This is a genomic window from Algoriphagus vanfongensis DSM 17529, assembly GCF_000429465.1.
Classification (GTDB): Bacteria; Bacteroidota; Bacteroidia; order Cytophagales; family Cyclobacteriaceae; genus Algoriphagus; species Algoriphagus vanfongensis.
Window position 1 is genome coordinate 46,829 of the sequence record NZ_AUBX01000014.1, and the last position, 16,242, is coordinate 63,070.

The following is a 16,242-nucleotide window of genomic DNA, read 5'->3' on the forward strand; positions in this document are numbered from 1 at the left end:
CCCAATCATTTCTTCCCATTTCTCTTCAAGTCCGAATCGAATTTGAATTCGATCAGGCATGATGTTACTTATTTGGCTATTTACCGGCTTCGGCTTTCAATCCGATGCCTCAGACACCTTGGCGCTGGATCAGGTCGAAGTGATCGCCCCTGCCTACCAAGACTATGGGCAAGGCCAAAAAATCAATGCATGGTCCAAAGCAGACCTTCAGATTTTTTCCAGCAGATCCTTGGCGGACTTGCTCGCGGAGCAAAGCCCCTTATTTATCAGGCAATATGGCCCAGGAATGCTTTCATCCCCCTCATTTAGAGGCACGTCAGCGGGACATACAGCCCTATACTGGAACGGACTTCCGATCAACAGCCCCTCACTAGGCCAGAGCGACCTGTCACTTCTTCCCGTTTTCGCCATGGATCAGGCCGAACTGCAATTTGGTTCGGCAGGCGCCCTAATCGGAAATGAATCGATCGGAGGAAGTATCCAACTGAGTAGCGGAGCGCGTTTTTTAGCAAAACCTGAACTCACCATCTCCCAAGAAATCGGAAGCTTTGGAGAATTCAACTCAAGGGTAAAAGGAGCATTCTCTACAGAAAAAGTAGCCTTTCAGACCAAACTCTATCGACTTTTTGCTGAAAATGACTACCCATATGCTGATCTCGCCCAAGCGGGTGCTCCCATCCGGTATCAGGATCACGCCAGAGCTGAGCAGCTAGGCTTTGTCCAAGATTTCAGCTGGAAAACTAGCTCCAACCAACTGCTCAAAACTTCCTTTTGGTATCATCAGGCCGACCGAGAAATCCAGCCTCCCATGGGCTCTAGTACTCAGGATATTCAAATTGACGAAAGCTTCCGCTGGTCAATGGACTACGAAATCTTCAAAGACTGGGGCTTTGTGGTATTCAAAACAGGATGGGTACAAGACAAGCTGACATTCAACGAAACTATAAATCAAACTAGACAGTTCTTTGTAGGTGCAGAAGGTGATTTTGAACTCGGAGAAAAGTGGAACCTGCACGGTGGCGGAAGACTCAGCGAGATCCGGGGAGATCTGAGCACCTACTCGGCTACAGATAGAAGAATAGAGTTTTTTGAATCGCTCAGATTTCAGCCTAAAGAAAATCTCATTTTTTCCCTCAATGGAAGGCAGTTGTTTTTCAAGGACCAGACCCAACCTCTAGTTCCCAGTGCAGGCATGGACTGGGATTTTTTCAAAAGCACAAAGAGTATTTTCAGCCTGAAGACAAGCATATCCAGAGGCTTCAAAGTACCTACACTCAATGATCGCTTTTGGCAACCAGGCGGAAATCCCGACTTACTCCCGGAAGAAAGCTGGTCTGCAGAAACCGGACTGCACTGGAAGCAGAGTACTTTTTCCCAAAGCATAACAGCTTATTGGATGGACGTAGACAATTGGATCATCTGGCTACCGAATGGGTCTGTTTGGTCGCCAGAAAATATCCGACAAGTCAGGTCTACTGGCCTGGAATATCAAGGGCGGGTTCACTTTGCGACCGGCCAAATCAACTGGAAAGCTGAAGGACAGTATAGCTTCAACCATGCGGTTTCACTCATCGGAATCTCCGACTCGGATGCAAGCGTAGGCAAGCAACTCCCCTACACTCCCCAGCATCAGTCCAATCTGAAACTTTCTGGTGAGAAGAAAGGATTGCAAATCAGTCTTACCGGAGACTTCACAGGAAAAACCACCGTGACTGCTGACAATCCGCGAACGATGGATCGCTACTTTTTACTTCATGGAGCCATCTCCTATCCACATCTTCGAATCGGTACGGCAATGGTTCCAGTTCAATTTCGAGTTCAAAACATTCTCAACACCAGCTACCAGGTCTTATACCTAAGACCAATGCCTGGTATATCCTATCATTTTAATTTATCAATCCAACTATGAAAAACAGATTAATTCATTTTAGCAGGCTCATCGCCTTGGCCTTTGTAGTTTTCGCATGTTCTGACAGCGATCCAGAAGCTCCCTTGGGAGAGTTTGACTCAGGAATCCTCATTATGAATGAGGGGAATTTTGGGACCAATGACGGGGAAGTCTATCACTTGGATCCCGGTACAGAGGAATTGAAAGCTAATATTTTTGAGGAAGCTAACAGCCGTCCATTTGCGGGTCTTTTGGAAGATTTGGTATTGGAAGATGACAAACTCTACCTCGTAGCCAATACCGGAAAAATAGAGATTGTCGATCCGGGAGATTTTGCCAGCCTAGGCTCTGTCACTACTGATCTGGATCAGCCACGCTCTTTGACAGTCAATTCGGACAAGCTTTTCATCTCAGACTACGGCCCTTATGATGCTAGCTATGCCACACCCGACTCCTACATTGCCGTCGTGGACAATACTCTTGGCGGTACTGTATCCAATAAAATCGCTGTTTCCAGAAAACCGGAAGACCTTCTTTCCTCCGGAAAATACATCTGGGTAGCTGGATCTGAGGAAGGAAAAATTGAGATCATCGATGCAGAAACCGAGGAGATCATCGAAACTTTGGATGTAGAAGGCAGTCCCAAAGTCTTTCTTCAAGTAGAAGGGCATACTTTTCTTTATGCTACCGGAGCGACAGAAATCTACTTCTACAACCTGAATCTAGGAGCACTAGCGATCAGCAACACTTATACTCTTCCAGTCGCAAATGCAAGCGGCAGAATCGCTATCGGAGACAACAATGCTCTTTATCTGATCACGAGTTCTGGATGGCCAGACTATGAAGATGCCGTAGCAAAAGTATCTCTAACTGGCGGAGTAGAAGAAAACTGGTATACTGGATCGGGATTCTATGGAATAGGTTTTGATCCCTATAGAGACGAAGTATATGTATCCAACTCCAATGGATTTCAAGGAAATGGAACTGTCACCGTATTAGATGAAAACGCCGCTGAGCTTCGCACATACGAAGTAGGAAGAGGACCATCCGGATTCTTGGTTCGCTAAAAAATTGAAGAGGCTGTCACTAAATTTACATTTGAGGACAGCCTCTTTTTAAAATCTAACAATCCCTCTCACTTCTTCCAGCTCAAAACTCAGATGAGTATAGCCCATCACATAGGGGCCAATCTCATAGGGATTGTAAATCAACCAAAATTTGCCCTCTAGAAATCCCATCGTCTGAGGCAAGAAAAACCCAGTTTCGGGGATAAAAAACCGATCATCCTGTTCAATTTTCACTGAATCGGCCACCTCGTGATAGTCTCGAAATGCGGCACGCGCCAACTCCAACAAACGATCTGGCTGAAGCACCAATTGATCATTCGAAATCAATTTGCCCGATGAGGCGTCTACATTGAGAAAAAGCTCAAATGAATTGGGATGAGCTCCACCCATATAGCTGCTTTCAAAAAAATGAATGCTCAGCAAGGAATCTGATTGATAGCTTAAGTTCCCTTCAGCTTCAATAGTCCAGCCTGCGGGATGCTCCGGAAATTCTTTGGCAAAACTTTCATAATCAGACAAAAAAGTAGACACCGCCTGTTCCAATGATTGCTCTTGGCTTTCTCCTTCCAAAAACTGCTTCACCTGGTCGAGAGTCAACGCATTGATCTCCTCCTCATATGGATGTCCTGAGATTTCTGGCCAAGATAGGTTTACCTCTGCACAAGATTCATCCACACATCTGGAGGACTCCAGCTTCACAGTCTTCACATCTAAGCTTTCCTTGGTCGGCTGGCAAGTCAGCAGCAAGACAAACAGAAAATAGGTATATACTTTCATTTCTTTAGAAATTTTTCGAGTAAGTCATTGGCCAGCACCAAGGGGTGTGCAATACCTGATTTGACCTTTTCTTTTCCGATTTCAAACTCAGATCTGATCTCTTTTTGGGAGAAAAAAGCCCTCCCCAATAGATCCAATACACTTTCCTCCAGCCATTTCACTCGTTGACCCGCTCTGTTTTTATCAAAGTGCCCATTCCTCTTTTGCAGCTGACAGTAGTCTTCTATCAAATCCCAGCAAGCTTTCATCCCTTTCTTCTGCATGGCGGAGCCTAAAAGCACTTGAGGACTCCATCCATTTTCCCCCAAAGGAAATAAATGCAATGCATTTTGGTAATGCTGTTTTGCTCGCTTGGCGGCCGTCATATTTTCTTCTTCGGCTTTATTGATAAATAGTGCATCAGCCATTTCCATGATCCCCTTTTTGATCCCCTGCAATTCATCTCCAGCCCCGGCCAACATCAAAAGAAGAAAGAAATCAACCATGCCTTTGACGGCAGTTTCGGACTGTCCTACTCCGACTGTCTCGATCAATATCACATCAAAACCCGCCGCTTCACATAGCAACATCGCTTCCCGGGTCTTTGAACTCACACCTCCCAGCGTGACTCCCGATGGGCTAGGTCGAATAAATGCTCTGGAATCTCCGGACAATTTCTCCATTCTGGTTTTATCCCCCAGAATACTTCCTTTCGTCTTTTGACTAGTCGGATCTATGGCCAAGACTGCCACTTTCTTTCCTTCGGCCAAGAGCATTTCTCCAAAAGCCTCGATAAAGGTACTTTTCCCAACGCCCGGCACTCCAGTGATCCCTATACGAATAGAATTGCCCGTTTGAGACATTACCTGCTGTACTAAGTGACTCGCCAAAAGTTGATCACTCTCCAAATTACTCTCCACCAAGGTGATCGCTTGAGAGAGAATCACCCGATCTCCCTCCAAAATTCCTTTTTCGTATTCGGCTAAGGATTTTCGCTTTCTCATTTGGATAATCCTCTGACAAACCGGGGCTCGCCCATCGGTGTACGTTCAAAACTTGCCACGACGGCAGACTTCAGGTTCTCCGGAAAAAAGGGAGGATCTGGCTTCAATTCGATTTTTTCACTTACCGAGCTCTCAAAAAAATACACCAATGTTTTCCCGTATTTGGTATGGGGGCGACTTTCGGCAAATTCCCTCATCCATTCTTCTTCGGGCTGATCTTGCAGTACACGAATGGCATAGATACGAAGTACAGGACCGGTATTGTTTTCATTTCTGTAAAATCCCAGTTCTTCATACTTTCCTTCAAATCTGTCCAAACCGGGCTGGAAGAAAGATTCTTTGCCTATATAAATGACCAGCACAAGTACAAACAAGGCTATAATGTAGAAAATGACTCTAGAGCTCTTCAAAAATTTAGGGGTTCAAAGGATTAGGCCTTAATTTAGCCGAAAATTCTGACAATGGGTTTCGAATACATCAAGGCACTTCATATCATTTTTGTAGTCACCTGGTTTGCAGGGCTTTTTTACATCGTCAGATTATTTATCTACCAGACTGAAGCTATGGAGCGTCCAGAGGCAGAAAGAAAAATTCTCAAACCTCAACTTGACATGATGGCATCCAGACTTTGGTACATCATCACTTGGCCCTCCGCGATCTTGACACTCTTTCTGGGTTCTTGGGTCCTATCCTATCGAATGGGATACTTGGAGCAGGGATTCATGCATGCCAAGCTGGGTTTTGTCTTCTTACTCTATGGCTACCATTTCTTTTGCCACAAACTATTCAAAGAACTCCAATCTGGACGAACTCGATGGACCTCCACGCAGTTAAGAATCTGGAATGAGGCCTCTACCCTTTTGCTCTTTGCCATTGTTTTTCTGATCGTCTTGAAAAACACTCTGAGCATGGTCTGGGGGATCCTCGCTCTGATCAGTCTTGGAATAACGCTCATGATCGCCATCAGGCTTTACAAAAAATATAGATCCAAATCCTAAACCAACATGAATAACTGGAAGACTCTCAGTCTTTTGACATTTGCCTCTCTCTCCTTTTGGTATTGCAGCAGCAAGCCGCAACAGGTAGAGCAGCCCCTACCCAAACTTGGCAACTGGTACGTGGAAACTAACGGGGACACTGTTTACCATCAGATCGCTGAATTTAAGTTTCTCAACCAAGAAGGCGACAGCATCAGCAATGCCGACATGGCTGGAAAAGTCTATGTGGCAGATTTTTTCTTTACTACTTGCCCGACGATCTGCCCGATCATGAAAAAAGAAATGCTACGGGTCTATGAGCTTTACAAAGACAATCCAAACTTTAAGATCCTAAGCCATTCCATAGATCCTACTCACGATACACAGGAAGTGTTGAAGGATTTTGCAGAAAAACTGGGAGTAGAAGATGCCTCTACTTGGAATTTTCTCACTGGTCCATCCCAAAAAATCTACGAAATCGGACAAACAAGCTACCTAACCACAGCCCAAGAAGATCAGCTGGAGCCTGGAGGTTTTCTACATAGCGGAGCTTTTGTATTGGTGGACCAAAATGGCCACATTCGAGGTGTTTACGACGGCACCAAAGCAGATCAAGTAGATGACTTGATCAGAGACATACCCAAAATTCTTCCCTGATGAAATTCCCGACTTTGGCGCTAGTTGCCCTGCTCTTTTCCTGCGCTCCCAAAGCTAGTGATCAAGAAAACACCCTTGCTCAGATCTCCGATCCGGAAGTGATGAAATATGCAGTCAATGGAAAACGACTCTATGAAAACAACTGCGGAAACTGCCATCAGAATGATGGAAAAGGACTCGGCAAGCTGATTCCGCCTTTGAGAGATTCAGACTATTTCAAGGAAAGCATGCATCGGTCCATCTGGATCATGAAATATGGCCAAAAGGGTGAAATCATCGTCAATGGTGAATCTTACAATCAGGCCATGCCTGCCAATCCCAATCTGACTCCTCTGGAAATCTCCCAAATCAGCACCTATCTCTACAATATCTGGGGGATGAATGAGGGTGAAATCAGTTCGTCGCAGGTAGAAAAATACCTCAAAGAAAGACCTGAGAAATTCTAGTTTTCAAACTCCTGATCGGCCTTTTCAAGGACTTCCTTGATCTGCTCATTGACTTTCTGCACTTTGATCATTTGTTCTTCCAGATAGACTTTAACCTCCTCCGGAGACATGTCGCCATCTTCGATTTCGTACTGCCTCATCCAGGAAAACATCCCCTCATATGCCTGATCCAGATCATAAGCCAGCGCTTTCAAAGATTGGATGCGCATGGAATCCACTTGATCACTTGACTCAAGTTCTTTGACCTGGTCCAGTGCCTTTTTCTCTTGGGATTTTAATTTACCCATCAAAGGCATCACCTCATCATGGATCTCGATCAACTCAACTCTTTGTAAATCATTCAACTCCTTTTGGCTCGGGCCGCAGGAATAAAAAATTGAAAATATTGCAAAAATTAAAATTGAAATAACTCTTTTCATGGCGGGGATTAATAATGCGCTAAAGGTACTATTTTTTCTTATTTAAGTCTTATTTAAAAAAATTTATTAAGTCCCAAAAATATAAAATTCCTTCTTTAATTTTAGGCATCAAAAAATTATCTTGAATGAAACCCTATTGCTTTTCGGACGGAAAAATCATCGACTCCTCATCGGCCAATATTCATCCAATGGACTTGGGATTGATACGAGGGTATGGCATTTTTGATTTCTTTCGCACAGTCAATCATCAAGCCTTGTTTTTGGAAGATTATCTGGACAGATTCATTGCATCTGCCAGTAAGACCCATCTTCCCATAACTTACACCAGAGATGAGCTGAGACAAATCATCCGCGAGCTGATCGACAAGAATGATCTTCAGGCTGGCGGTATGAGAATGATGCTCAGTGGCGGTTTGTCAGACAATCATTTTTCTCCGGCAGAAGGCAAACTTTTCATTTTTGCAGAGTCATTGATCTTTCCTTCAGAAGAAAAATACCAGCAAGGCGTCAAGCTACTCAGTCTGGAATACATCCGCCCGATCGCAGATATCAAGACGACCAACTATGCACTGGCGGTATGGCATTCGGTGAATTGGAAAAAAGAGGGAGCTGAGGATGTCCTTTATCACATGAACGGTGTCATCAACGAGAGTTCTCGTAGCAACTTCTTCATCATCAAAGACGGGCAGCTCATCACCCCAGGCGACCATATCCTGATGGGCATCACCCGAAAAAACCTCATGAAGATGGCTAAAAATGTCGTGGTCAGACCGATCACTTTGCAAGAAGCCTGGGAGGCAGATGAGGCATTTATCAGTAGCACGACCAAAGTACTTCTCCCCGTGACTCAAATCGACGATACTCCTATTGGAAACGGTAAACCAGGGCCAATTTCCCTTTCGCTGCTTCAGCAATTCAAGGAACTTGAAAAAGAACTCTGCTTCTAAAAAGCATAAAAAAAGCCCTGAAGTTGATTTCAGGGCTTTTTTTCTTATTCTACTAAGGCGGCATCCTTGAGAATATACATGAGTTTTTCAGGATCTTGAGAATTCAAGGTAAGCTTTCCTCGTACTTTCACACGCTTGGAAGTATACTTGATAGGATCGGAAAGCATGACTTCCATTACTGTCTCCGGTCCTCCTGATCCACAGAAAAAACACTCCGCCAAAGGAAGGCTGGACAAGATGATATGTTCTGGTTTGAACATACCTTCAAAAGGAATAATATACCCATCAGCCTCCACTACTTCCCCCTCCATTTTCTTGATATTTTCTGAGAAAACCGGCACATAAAGTTCTCCAAAATTATCCTCGCTGATCTTATAGGTCACCTCAGATAGATTTTTCCACACATTTTGATCCTGCGCTTGTGTCATTCCTACACTGCACAAAAAGACCAAACCAACTAACCATTGTATTCTTTTCATAGGATTTACTGAATTTGCTCCCTAGTTAACTTTTTGTCAATTGCTTTGCAATACTTGTTTGATAAGCCGACCAAGCTGGTATAAGAGAGGCGACAATACCCACTCCCAACGCAAAAACCAGTATCCAAAGTTCGTCTTGCAAGAAAACCCAAGGATTCAACGAGGCTGCTACCCCTTGGTCATTGACTGAAATAATCCCTGCCAGAAAGCCATGTCCCAACACAATCCCAAGGACGGCACCTAAAAACGTCAAAGTCAATCCTTCTAAAAAAACCAACATCACCAACTGCATTCTAGACGCACCAATAGACCTGAGAATAGCCAAATCATATTTGCGCTCCTTGAGTGAATTATATAGTGCGATGAAGATCCCCAGTCCTGAAATCCCAATCAGGATCAGAGCCAACCCCTGCAGCAAACTGATCCCTACTCCCAGCAATTCAAATAGCCGGGACATTTCAAATGAAGGAGAAGCAGCTTGCATCCCTGTACCGGAGTTGATCATGCGAGGCAATTGAATAGCTGCCATCGGGCTACGATATTGTAGAAGTAGAGTCGTCAGCTCTCTCTCCTGCTCAGTCTGAGGAAATCCCCTTTCCGCGACTGGCTGATGAAAGAGATCGTGAGAAGACTCCGACTCTGTACTATCTGCCTCATCGTGAGTATACCATACCGATTCGATGGATGTTAGCACCAATCTATCTACCACATTTCCTTGAGGCTCCAGCACACCGGTCACCTTAAAGGCATGCTCCTCATGATCATGACTTCCTTCGCTAATTCCATGACTTCCTTCAAAGGTATCCCCCACTTTCATTTGACTTTGTCTCGCCATTTCCGCTCCCAGTACCACATCAAATGGCATTTTCCAAGGCTCTCCTTCGGCAAACTGAACCTGATATAGATCGAGATAGTCGTGGTTGGTACCGACGATTCGATAGCCTTGATAATTGTCTCCCAATGCCATCGGGATGATATTTTTCACCAGTCTACTTCTTGATATTTTCTGAGCCTCTTCCATAGCTATATTCCCAGTAGGAAAATCCACATGATAGACAGAAGAAAGAATCAACTGGAGTGGACTTCCTTTGGCGCCGACTACCAAATCAATACCTGCTGCATCCTGATTCATTTTTTTCTCAAACTGATCCTGGATCAGTAGCAATACAGTAATGATAGCCAAGCCCAAGGCTAGCAGGAGTACATTTAGTCCTGTGGAGAGTGGACGAAAGGTCAGGTATTTCCAACTGAGTTTGAAAAGATTCATGAGGATCTGACTTCTATAAAATTGGCAATATGGTCTTTGACACGCTGATCGTGAGTGACGATGATCAGTGCAGCTCCGATCTTCTTGGCTTGACCTTCCAATAACTGAACTACCTTAGCCGCATTTTCATCATCCAAACTGGAAGTAGGCTCGTCAGCCAAGATCACCTGAGGCCGATTGACCAAAGCTCTGGCAATCGACACGCGTTGAGATTCACCCTCACTGAGTCCCTGCACAGAAGCATTTGCTTTGTGCCCCATTCCGAGTTCCTTCAAGATGAAATCAATCTCCTGCGAATGCTCTTTGGCAAAATATTGAGCCACTTGGAGATTTTCTCTTACAGACAACGGGGCCAGTAAATGCGGTTTTTGAAAAACCAACCCGATGTTTTTGCCTCGAAATAAATCCAATTGAGCTCCGGAAAGCTTCATAATATCAGTTTCTCCAAGTATCACGCTACCTGACTGCGGAATCAGCAATCCTGCTAATAAATTGAGTAAGGTAGTCTTACCACTACCGGACTTCCCCAAGACAAGCATGGACTCTCCTTCTGACAAAGAGATGTCGGGAAATGAAAGCTGAGATTGACCTGGGTGGGTGTATGTCAGACCACTCGAAGAAAAAAGCATATCAGTTTACAGGTATTTTCACTTCAAAGGTAGTTCCTTTATTGATTTCGCTTTCAAAATGGATCTGTCCATTCATCACTTCCATACATTTTTTCACGATGGACAAGCCCAAACCAGAACCTTCAACGATGCCTACATTTTTGGCTCTGAAAAAACGGTCAAAAAGTTGGCTTTGCTCTGATTTAGGAATTCCAATCCCAAAATCCTTGACTTCTCCTATTAAGAAATTGTCCTGAAAATCTAACTTAAAACGCACTTCTCCTCCATCTTTGGAGTATTTGACAGCGTTGGACAGAAGATTTTCAAAAGTCTGGTAAAGGATCTCCTGATCCGAAGTGATCGTCTTGGGAAGAGCTCCAAGTTCAGTTTTGATCACAACCCCATTTTCTATCCCCGCCTTGACCGTATCGAGGAGTTCTTTGACAAATGCCCCCAAATACATCTTCTTGGGCTTGTATTCCATTTTGTTTGCATCTGCTTTTCCAAAAAACAACACACTCGTCAAGAGATTATTCAGAGCCCTTACGGAGTTTTCGATTTTGGTACCGTGCTTGGCTATTTTCTGTTTGAAAGGATGGTCTTTTTCTGCATACATCTGCAGAAGCTGTGCGGAGCTCAAGATGGAAGTCAGAGGGGTCTTAAATCCATGTGAGACATTCATCACGATCCTGGTTTTCAGCTCATTGATTTCCCGTTCTTTCTCCAGCGCTTTGGTCAGTTCTTTATTGGCTTCATAGAGTTCGGCTGTCCGGATTTTTACTTTTTCTTCCAGCTGATTATTGAGCTTCTGAAGTTCTTTTTCTTTCCTGTCTTTGAAGATCGCCAGCTCGATCACCATATTCAATTCCCGGATATTGAATGGCTTGATCACATAGGCAGAGGGATTGGTTCCTACTACCTTATTCAGCGTCTCAGCATCTGAGCTCGCACTCAGGTATACCACTGGAATATCAAATCGCTCATTGATAATCTCCGTGGTGGTGATACCATCGAGTTCGCCAGCCAGATTGATATCCATCATGACGATATCAGAGTGATTTTCCTGCAAAATTTCGAGTGCCTTTTCACCCGTATCTGCTATCCCAATGATCTGATGATTGTTTTTTTCGAGTGCTCTTTGGAGAAGAAGTGCGGAGACTGAATCGTCTTCGACAATGAGAATATTAAGGCTGAACATTGCGAATGGGCTGGCGAATTAATTAAAGAGTTGAAAATACAAAAATTATGAGTCCGACAAGGGAATTTCGACAATTACACGGGTCCCCTGATTCTTGGCACTTTCCAGCACGATGGTTCCTCCCAAAAGATCCAAGAGGCTCTTGGTGATACTCATCCCTAATCCAGTGCCTTCAAACTGCCGCTGATGCCCGGTACTTTCCTGCTCAAAGGGCTGGAATACTTTCCCTAGAAATTCCTCTCCCATCCCAACTCCCTCATCTTCTATTTTGACCAAAAGATAATCATCCTGATGATCTACTGTCACTTTGACCGTGCCGGATTCGGAGTATTTCAGCGAGTTCCCTAAAAGGTTGTTCAGAATCATTTCCAAAAAACGCTTATCCGTTCTCCCCATGATAATTTTCTTTCGCAGATCAAGTTTCAGATGAATGCCTTTCCGCTCAGCATGGGCAAAGAATGGCTTCATCACCATACTGATAAACTCCAGCAAGTCAAACTCCGAATAGATCACTTCCATTTTGTTGGCTTCGATCTTGGCCATGTCAAGGATGGAAGAAATCGTGGACAGCAACCGCTCCCCACTCTGCAAAATCAACTCCAACTCCTCTACCAAACGCTGGTCATCTTTGCGAGTCATCATGATATGCTCCGTGCCTCCCAAAATCACATTGAGTGGTGTCCTGATCTCATGACTCACATTGGAAAGAAGACTTGTCTTAAACCTGTTGGCCTCCTCGGCCTTTTCCTTTGCCTCTCGGAGTCTTTTTTCGATTTTCCTTTCGAAAGTCACATCCCTAAAAACAGACAGAATCAATTCCGCATTTTGACCTTCGGTAGGAATAGGCTTGGAAAATATCTCCAGCTCCCTTTCATCGAGTCCCATGTAGATCTTGGTATCAAATGCCGATCCTGACTCAGGTAGCTGGTCGATTGACTGCTGAAACTTACCCACCAATTCCTCATCTTTGAGCACCTGACAGAGCGTCTGCCCTTCCAGAGCCTTGGGCAAAGTGCCGATAAAAGAGGCAAAAGAAGGGTTTGCCGCTACGATCACTTCTCCATTCAGGCTGAGCAAAAGCCCATCTTTGGAGCTATCCCAGACGTTTTTAAACTGCACTTCAGCCTTCAGTTTTTCTTTATCCTTCCGACTCACTGCAGACTCTAGAACCCCCAATTTCTGAAGCTGATCAAAGAATGATTTCACAAAAAATCCTACCCCCACTAGAAAGACAGACACCAAAGCGAGGAACCAAAACCTAAGATAGAAGGGCTGAAGCACTGTAAACGGATGACTGGAACGCACCGCTGATTCCTCCTTGCCTTCATAGCTAGATTTGATCTCAAACTGAAAAGTTCCAGCCGGCAGGCTGGGGTAAAATATCCGCTGGGACTTTGGTTCTTTGAGCAGTGTCCACTCATCCTCAAAACCTTTCAAGCGATAATGCACCCACAGTTCCTTTTCTTCGTTGAAGCCCACTGCGGCATACTCGACCTGCAGGGAATTCTGAGAAAAATCCCCTCTTACATCTTCCCGATCCAAAATCGACTCTCCCTCCAGCAAAAGTGATTTGATATGGATTTTTGGCCCTCCAGAGGCCACAAACTGCTCATTTGGTTTAAAAATAGAAAAGCCATCCAGCGTCCCTACCATAATCCTCCCAGCCACTCCTTCGACCAGAGCACCTCGATTTGTCTCATTGTTTGCCAAGCCATTTTGATGGTTGTAGTGAGTGATCGCATGCTTAGTGATGCGATATATTCCATCGTCAGTTCCGCACCATACCACTCCACTACTATCCATCAAAAGTGAAAACACCGGGCGACTGACAGTCTCTTCGCCTATTCGATAGTCCATCACTTTGGAGTTTCGGATGATTTTCAGACCCGATTCCGTTCCTAGCAAGATGCCTTCAGGAGTTTCCAAAAAATCATACCCGTCAGCCACCAGATAATCCTCGGTTTCGATCAGATTCTCGGTATTTTCCAAGCGACTGGCCCTCATGAGCAGGATTCGTCCATCTTTGAGCTTACTGGCTTTTCTTAGGTAGAAAAACTTATGGTTCATCAGCTCTTGAAGCTCTTCCTGAAGGGAGTTTTCAAAAAGTGAATTCCCTCTATTCTTGGTTGAAGAGAGATATACTGTAAAGGGGCTTGTGATCAATAAAGTATCTCCGAAAACCTGAACAGACGAAATGGGTCTATTATCTGGAGCGGCGAACAGCTCCACCCGCTCGGTCGCATCATCGTACCTTCCGACTCCTTTGATATTTGCCGAAAACCAGAGAATCTGATCGTTTTCCTTCGAAAAATTCACTACTCTACTGGTTGGCAGTATTCCGTTGCCTGAATTCTTAAAGATTTCTTTGACTAGGTTTCTAGAAATTTTCTGGATGCCATTGTTATACCCAAACAAATACTCATCGCCTTGTAAAGCGCCAATAGCAGTCACCTCCTGACTCATCAGGCCGGACAAGGCAGAATTGTAATTTTGAAATGCTAGACTGTTAACATTGGCTATGCCACGAGAAGTAGCCAACCAAAGTATCCCTTCTCGATCAATCAGAAAGTCATTGATATGAAATACCCGAAATGTCTCTTCCATGTCAAAATCCAGCGGTCTCTCCGAGCCATAAGAAATCTTGATCAAGTCAGAATTGAAATGATAAAAAACACTTCCTTTGCTGAATTCCAAGCCCAAGAGATTGCCGGGAAGCGAAAAACCCGGCTTGATGTCTCGATCCAAAATTTCCTTCGGATGAAATAAATCCGGTCCCTTTGCCAAAAAATCAGGCCCCAAAAAGTAATATTCGCCTGTCTCTGGAGATTGCTTCACCAAAGCTGGCGCAGTAGGAATGATATTTTGATCCCAGTGAATTTTTTTGAAGGTGCGATCTTGCAGCTGATAACTCGCCTTCAAGAAGAAAAAAACTGGGTGATCCGAATCCCCTCCCAATTGGGTAAAGACTCCCGAATCATTGGAGACTTTATCAAAAATCAACGGTGAACCTCCTTCTTTCCAATATAGAAACCGATCCGACAAATCCAATGCATATTCCATTTCGGCGCCTTTGCCTCTAGTGCTAAAGCGAATCCGGGATTCATTGACTAGAGAATCTACACCATCAAAGACCACTTTTTGCCAGGCTCCATAGCCCCCTTTCCAAAAATTACCTTCACCACGGGCGTCGTAAAGCCAGATCATCCCCTCCTCATCTTGATGCATCCTGACTTGGTATTCAAATTCGGAGAGAATCGTATCCGGTAGTGCCAGTGTCTCTACACCATCCGAATAAAAAATCCCACGAGGGGTAGACATCCAGATTCTACCCAAACTATCCTGTTCTAGTTGAAGGACACTTTGCACGGGAAGTCTGATTCCTTTTGGATTGGTATTGTACTCAAAGGTCTGTGCCTGTAGCTCGAAAACTACAAGTAGAAACACAAGCGCCAAAAGGGCTTTGCGAGATAAGCGATTCATGCCGGCTAAATTAGGAAAAGAAGGCTTATGTCAAATTAGCTTGAGAATGTTACTAGATTCTTTTGTCAGCGGGCGGTTTCTCTTATTTTTGTGCCAAACTTTAAAATTCGACGCATGAGTGTACTAGTCAATAAAAATTCCAAGGTAATCGTTCAAGGATTCACCGGATCTGAGGGCTCTTTTCACGCACAGCAAATGATCGAGTACGGTACCAACGTAGTCGGTGGTGTCACTCCTGGCAAAGGAGGCTCTACACATTTGGAAAAGCCAGTTTTTAATTCTGTAGAAGAAGCCGTTCAGAAGACTGGTGCTGATACATCTATTATTTTCGTTCCGCCGGCATTTGCTGGAGATGCGATCATGGAAGCTGCTGACGCAGGTATCAAAGTGATCATCGCTATTACCGAGGGTATCCCAGTTGCGGATATGATGAAAGCGAAGCCTTATATCAAAGAAAGAGGCGCTACGTTGATCGGACCAAACTGTCCGGGAGTCATCACTCCAGGTGAAGCAAAAGTGGGTATCATGCCAGGCTTTGTTTTCAAGCAAGGTAGAATCGGTATCGTATCCAAGTCGGGAACTTTGACTTACGAAGCTGCAGACCAAGTTGCAAAAGCAGGTCTTGGTGTATCTACTGCAATCGGTATCGGTGGTGACCCTATCATCGGAACTTCTACCAAACAAGCTGTAGAATTGCTAATGAATGATCCGGAAACAGACGCTATCGTCATGATCGGTGAAATCGGCGGTAACTACGAAGCAGAAGCTGCTAAATGGATCAAAGAAACTGGAAACAAGAAGCCTGTCGTAGGTTTCATCGCTGGACAGACAGCACCTCCAGGAAGAAGAATGGGTCACGCAGGTGCGATCATCGGCGGAGCTGATGATACTGCAGCGGCTAAAATGAGAATCATGAGAGAAAATGGCATCCACGTAGTAGAATCTCCTGCTGAGATTGGCGCTACCATGGCAAAAGCTTTGGGCGTAGATGCTTAAATAATTTGTCCGATGCCAGATGTTGGATGTCGGATGTTAAAAAACCGCTTCGA

16 protein-coding genes are annotated in these 16,242 nt (G+C 44.5%); 7 read left to right on the plus strand and 9 right to left on the minus strand.

Annotated elements, in window-relative coordinates:
- The first annotated feature begins 58 nt into the window (after window positions 1-58).
- Window positions 59-1,909: a TonB-dependent receptor gene (locus tag G460_RS0111380; RefSeq protein ID WP_026955465.1), complete on the plus strand. Its 1,851-nt coding sequence runs from the start codon at window positions 59-61 to the stop codon at window positions 1,907-1,909.
- Window positions 1,906-2,955, plus strand: coding sequence for a YncE family protein (locus G460_RS0111385; protein ID WP_026955466.1), 1,050 nt, complete (start codon window positions 1,906-1,908; stop codon window positions 2,953-2,955). Before G460_RS0111380 ends, G460_RS0111385 begins: the two co-directional genes overlap by 4 nt.
- Window positions 2,956-3,003: 48 nt before the next feature.
- Here G460_RS0111385 and G460_RS0111390 read toward each other — a convergent pair whose 3' ends face one another.
- Genes G460_RS0111390 through G460_RS0111400 form a run of 3 tightly spaced genes read right to left on the minus strand, consistent with a single transcriptional unit; the run spans window position 3,004 to window position 5,125 of the window.
- The gene (locus G460_RS0111390) at window positions 3,004-3,732 is read right to left on the minus strand and encodes a DUF3298 and DUF4163 domain-containing protein (protein ID WP_026955467.1); all 729 of its coding nucleotides are present in this window, start codon (window positions 3,730-3,732) and stop codon (window positions 3,004-3,006) included.
- Window positions 3,729-4,715, minus strand: a complete 987-nt coding sequence (meaB, locus tag G460_RS0111395) for a methylmalonyl Co-A mutase-associated GTPase MeaB (RefSeq protein ID WP_035464371.1) — start codon at window positions 4,713-4,715, stop codon at window positions 3,729-3,731. Before meaB ends, G460_RS0111390 begins: the two co-directional genes overlap by 4 nt.
- Complete coding sequence (locus G460_RS0111400) at window positions 4,712-5,125, minus strand: hypothetical protein (protein ID WP_026955469.1); 414 nt, start codon at window positions 5,123-5,125, stop codon at window positions 4,712-4,714. Before G460_RS0111400 ends, meaB begins: the two co-directional genes overlap by 4 nt.
- A gap of 51 nt (window positions 5,126-5,176) precedes the next feature.
- Here G460_RS0111400 and G460_RS0111405 point away from each other — a divergent pair, with 51 nt between their 5' ends.
- From G460_RS0111405 to G460_RS0111415, 3 genes are read left to right on the plus strand one after another with little or no spacing between them, the layout of a single operon-like run.
- Entirely contained in the window at window positions 5,177-5,713 is a 537-nt protein-coding gene (locus G460_RS0111405) for a CopD family protein (protein ID WP_026955470.1), read from the plus strand.
- 6 nt (window positions 5,714-5,719) lie between these two features.
- Window positions 5,720-6,349: an SCO family protein gene (locus tag G460_RS0111410; protein WP_026955471.1), complete on the plus strand. Its 630-nt coding sequence runs from the start codon at window positions 5,720-5,722 to the stop codon at window positions 6,347-6,349.
- Window positions 6,349-6,795, plus strand: coding sequence for a c-type cytochrome (locus G460_RS0111415; protein ID WP_026955472.1), 447 nt, complete (start codon window positions 6,349-6,351; stop codon window positions 6,793-6,795). The genes G460_RS0111410 and G460_RS0111415 overlap by 1 nt, the downstream gene beginning before the upstream one ends.
- Here G460_RS0111415 and G460_RS0111420 read toward each other — a convergent pair.
- Window positions 6,792-7,139, minus strand: coding sequence for a hypothetical protein (locus G460_RS0111420; protein ID WP_157366919.1), 348 nt, complete (start codon window positions 7,137-7,139; stop codon window positions 6,792-6,794). The genes G460_RS0111415 and G460_RS0111420 overlap by 4 nt on opposite strands.
- Before the next feature lie 200 nt (window positions 7,140-7,339).
- Here G460_RS0111420 and G460_RS0111425 point away from each other — a divergent pair, with 200 nt between their 5' ends.
- Window positions 7,340-8,161, plus strand: coding sequence for an aminotransferase class IV (locus G460_RS0111425; protein ID WP_026955474.1), 822 nt, complete (start codon window positions 7,340-7,342; stop codon window positions 8,159-8,161).
- Between the two features lie 44 nt (window positions 8,162-8,205).
- Here G460_RS0111425 and G460_RS0111430 read toward each other — a convergent pair whose 3' ends face one another.
- The 5 genes from G460_RS0111430 to G460_RS0111450 all read right to left on the minus strand — a co-directional run bounded on the left by G460_RS0111430 (window position 8,206) and on the right by G460_RS0111450 (window position 15,193).
- Window positions 8,206-8,589, minus strand: a complete 384-nt coding sequence (locus tag G460_RS0111430) for a hypothetical protein (RefSeq protein WP_425393936.1) — start codon at window positions 8,587-8,589, stop codon at window positions 8,206-8,208.
- A gap of 76 nt (window positions 8,590-8,665) precedes the next feature.
- Window positions 8,666-9,907, minus strand: a complete 1,242-nt coding sequence (locus tag G460_RS0111435) for an ABC transporter permease (RefSeq protein WP_026955476.1) — start codon at window positions 9,905-9,907, stop codon at window positions 8,666-8,668.
- Complete coding sequence (locus G460_RS0111440) at window positions 9,904-10,536, minus strand: ABC transporter ATP-binding protein (RefSeq protein ID WP_026955477.1); 633 nt, start codon at window positions 10,534-10,536, stop codon at window positions 9,904-9,906. The genes G460_RS0111435 and G460_RS0111440 overlap by 4 nt, the downstream gene beginning before the upstream one ends.
- Before the next feature lies 1 nt (window position 10,537).
- Complete coding sequence (locus G460_RS0111445) at window positions 10,538-11,713, minus strand: hybrid sensor histidine kinase/response regulator (RefSeq protein ID WP_026955478.1); 1,176 nt, start codon at window positions 11,711-11,713, stop codon at window positions 10,538-10,540.
- 45 nt (window positions 11,714-11,758) lie between these two features.
- Window positions 11,759-15,193 (minus strand): sensor histidine kinase, encoded by a 3,435-nt coding sequence (locus G460_RS0111450; RefSeq protein WP_026955479.1) that lies wholly within the window; start codon window positions 15,191-15,193, stop codon window positions 11,759-11,761.
- A 114-nt stretch (window positions 15,194-15,307) separates the two neighbouring features.
- Between G460_RS0111450 and sucD the strand changes: the two genes are divergently transcribed.
- The gene (gene sucD, locus G460_RS0111455) at window positions 15,308-16,189 is read left to right on the plus strand and encodes a succinate--CoA ligase subunit alpha (protein WP_026955480.1); all 882 of its coding nucleotides are present in this window, start codon (window positions 15,308-15,310) and stop codon (window positions 16,187-16,189) included.
- Window positions 16,190-16,242 lie beyond the last annotated feature (53 nt).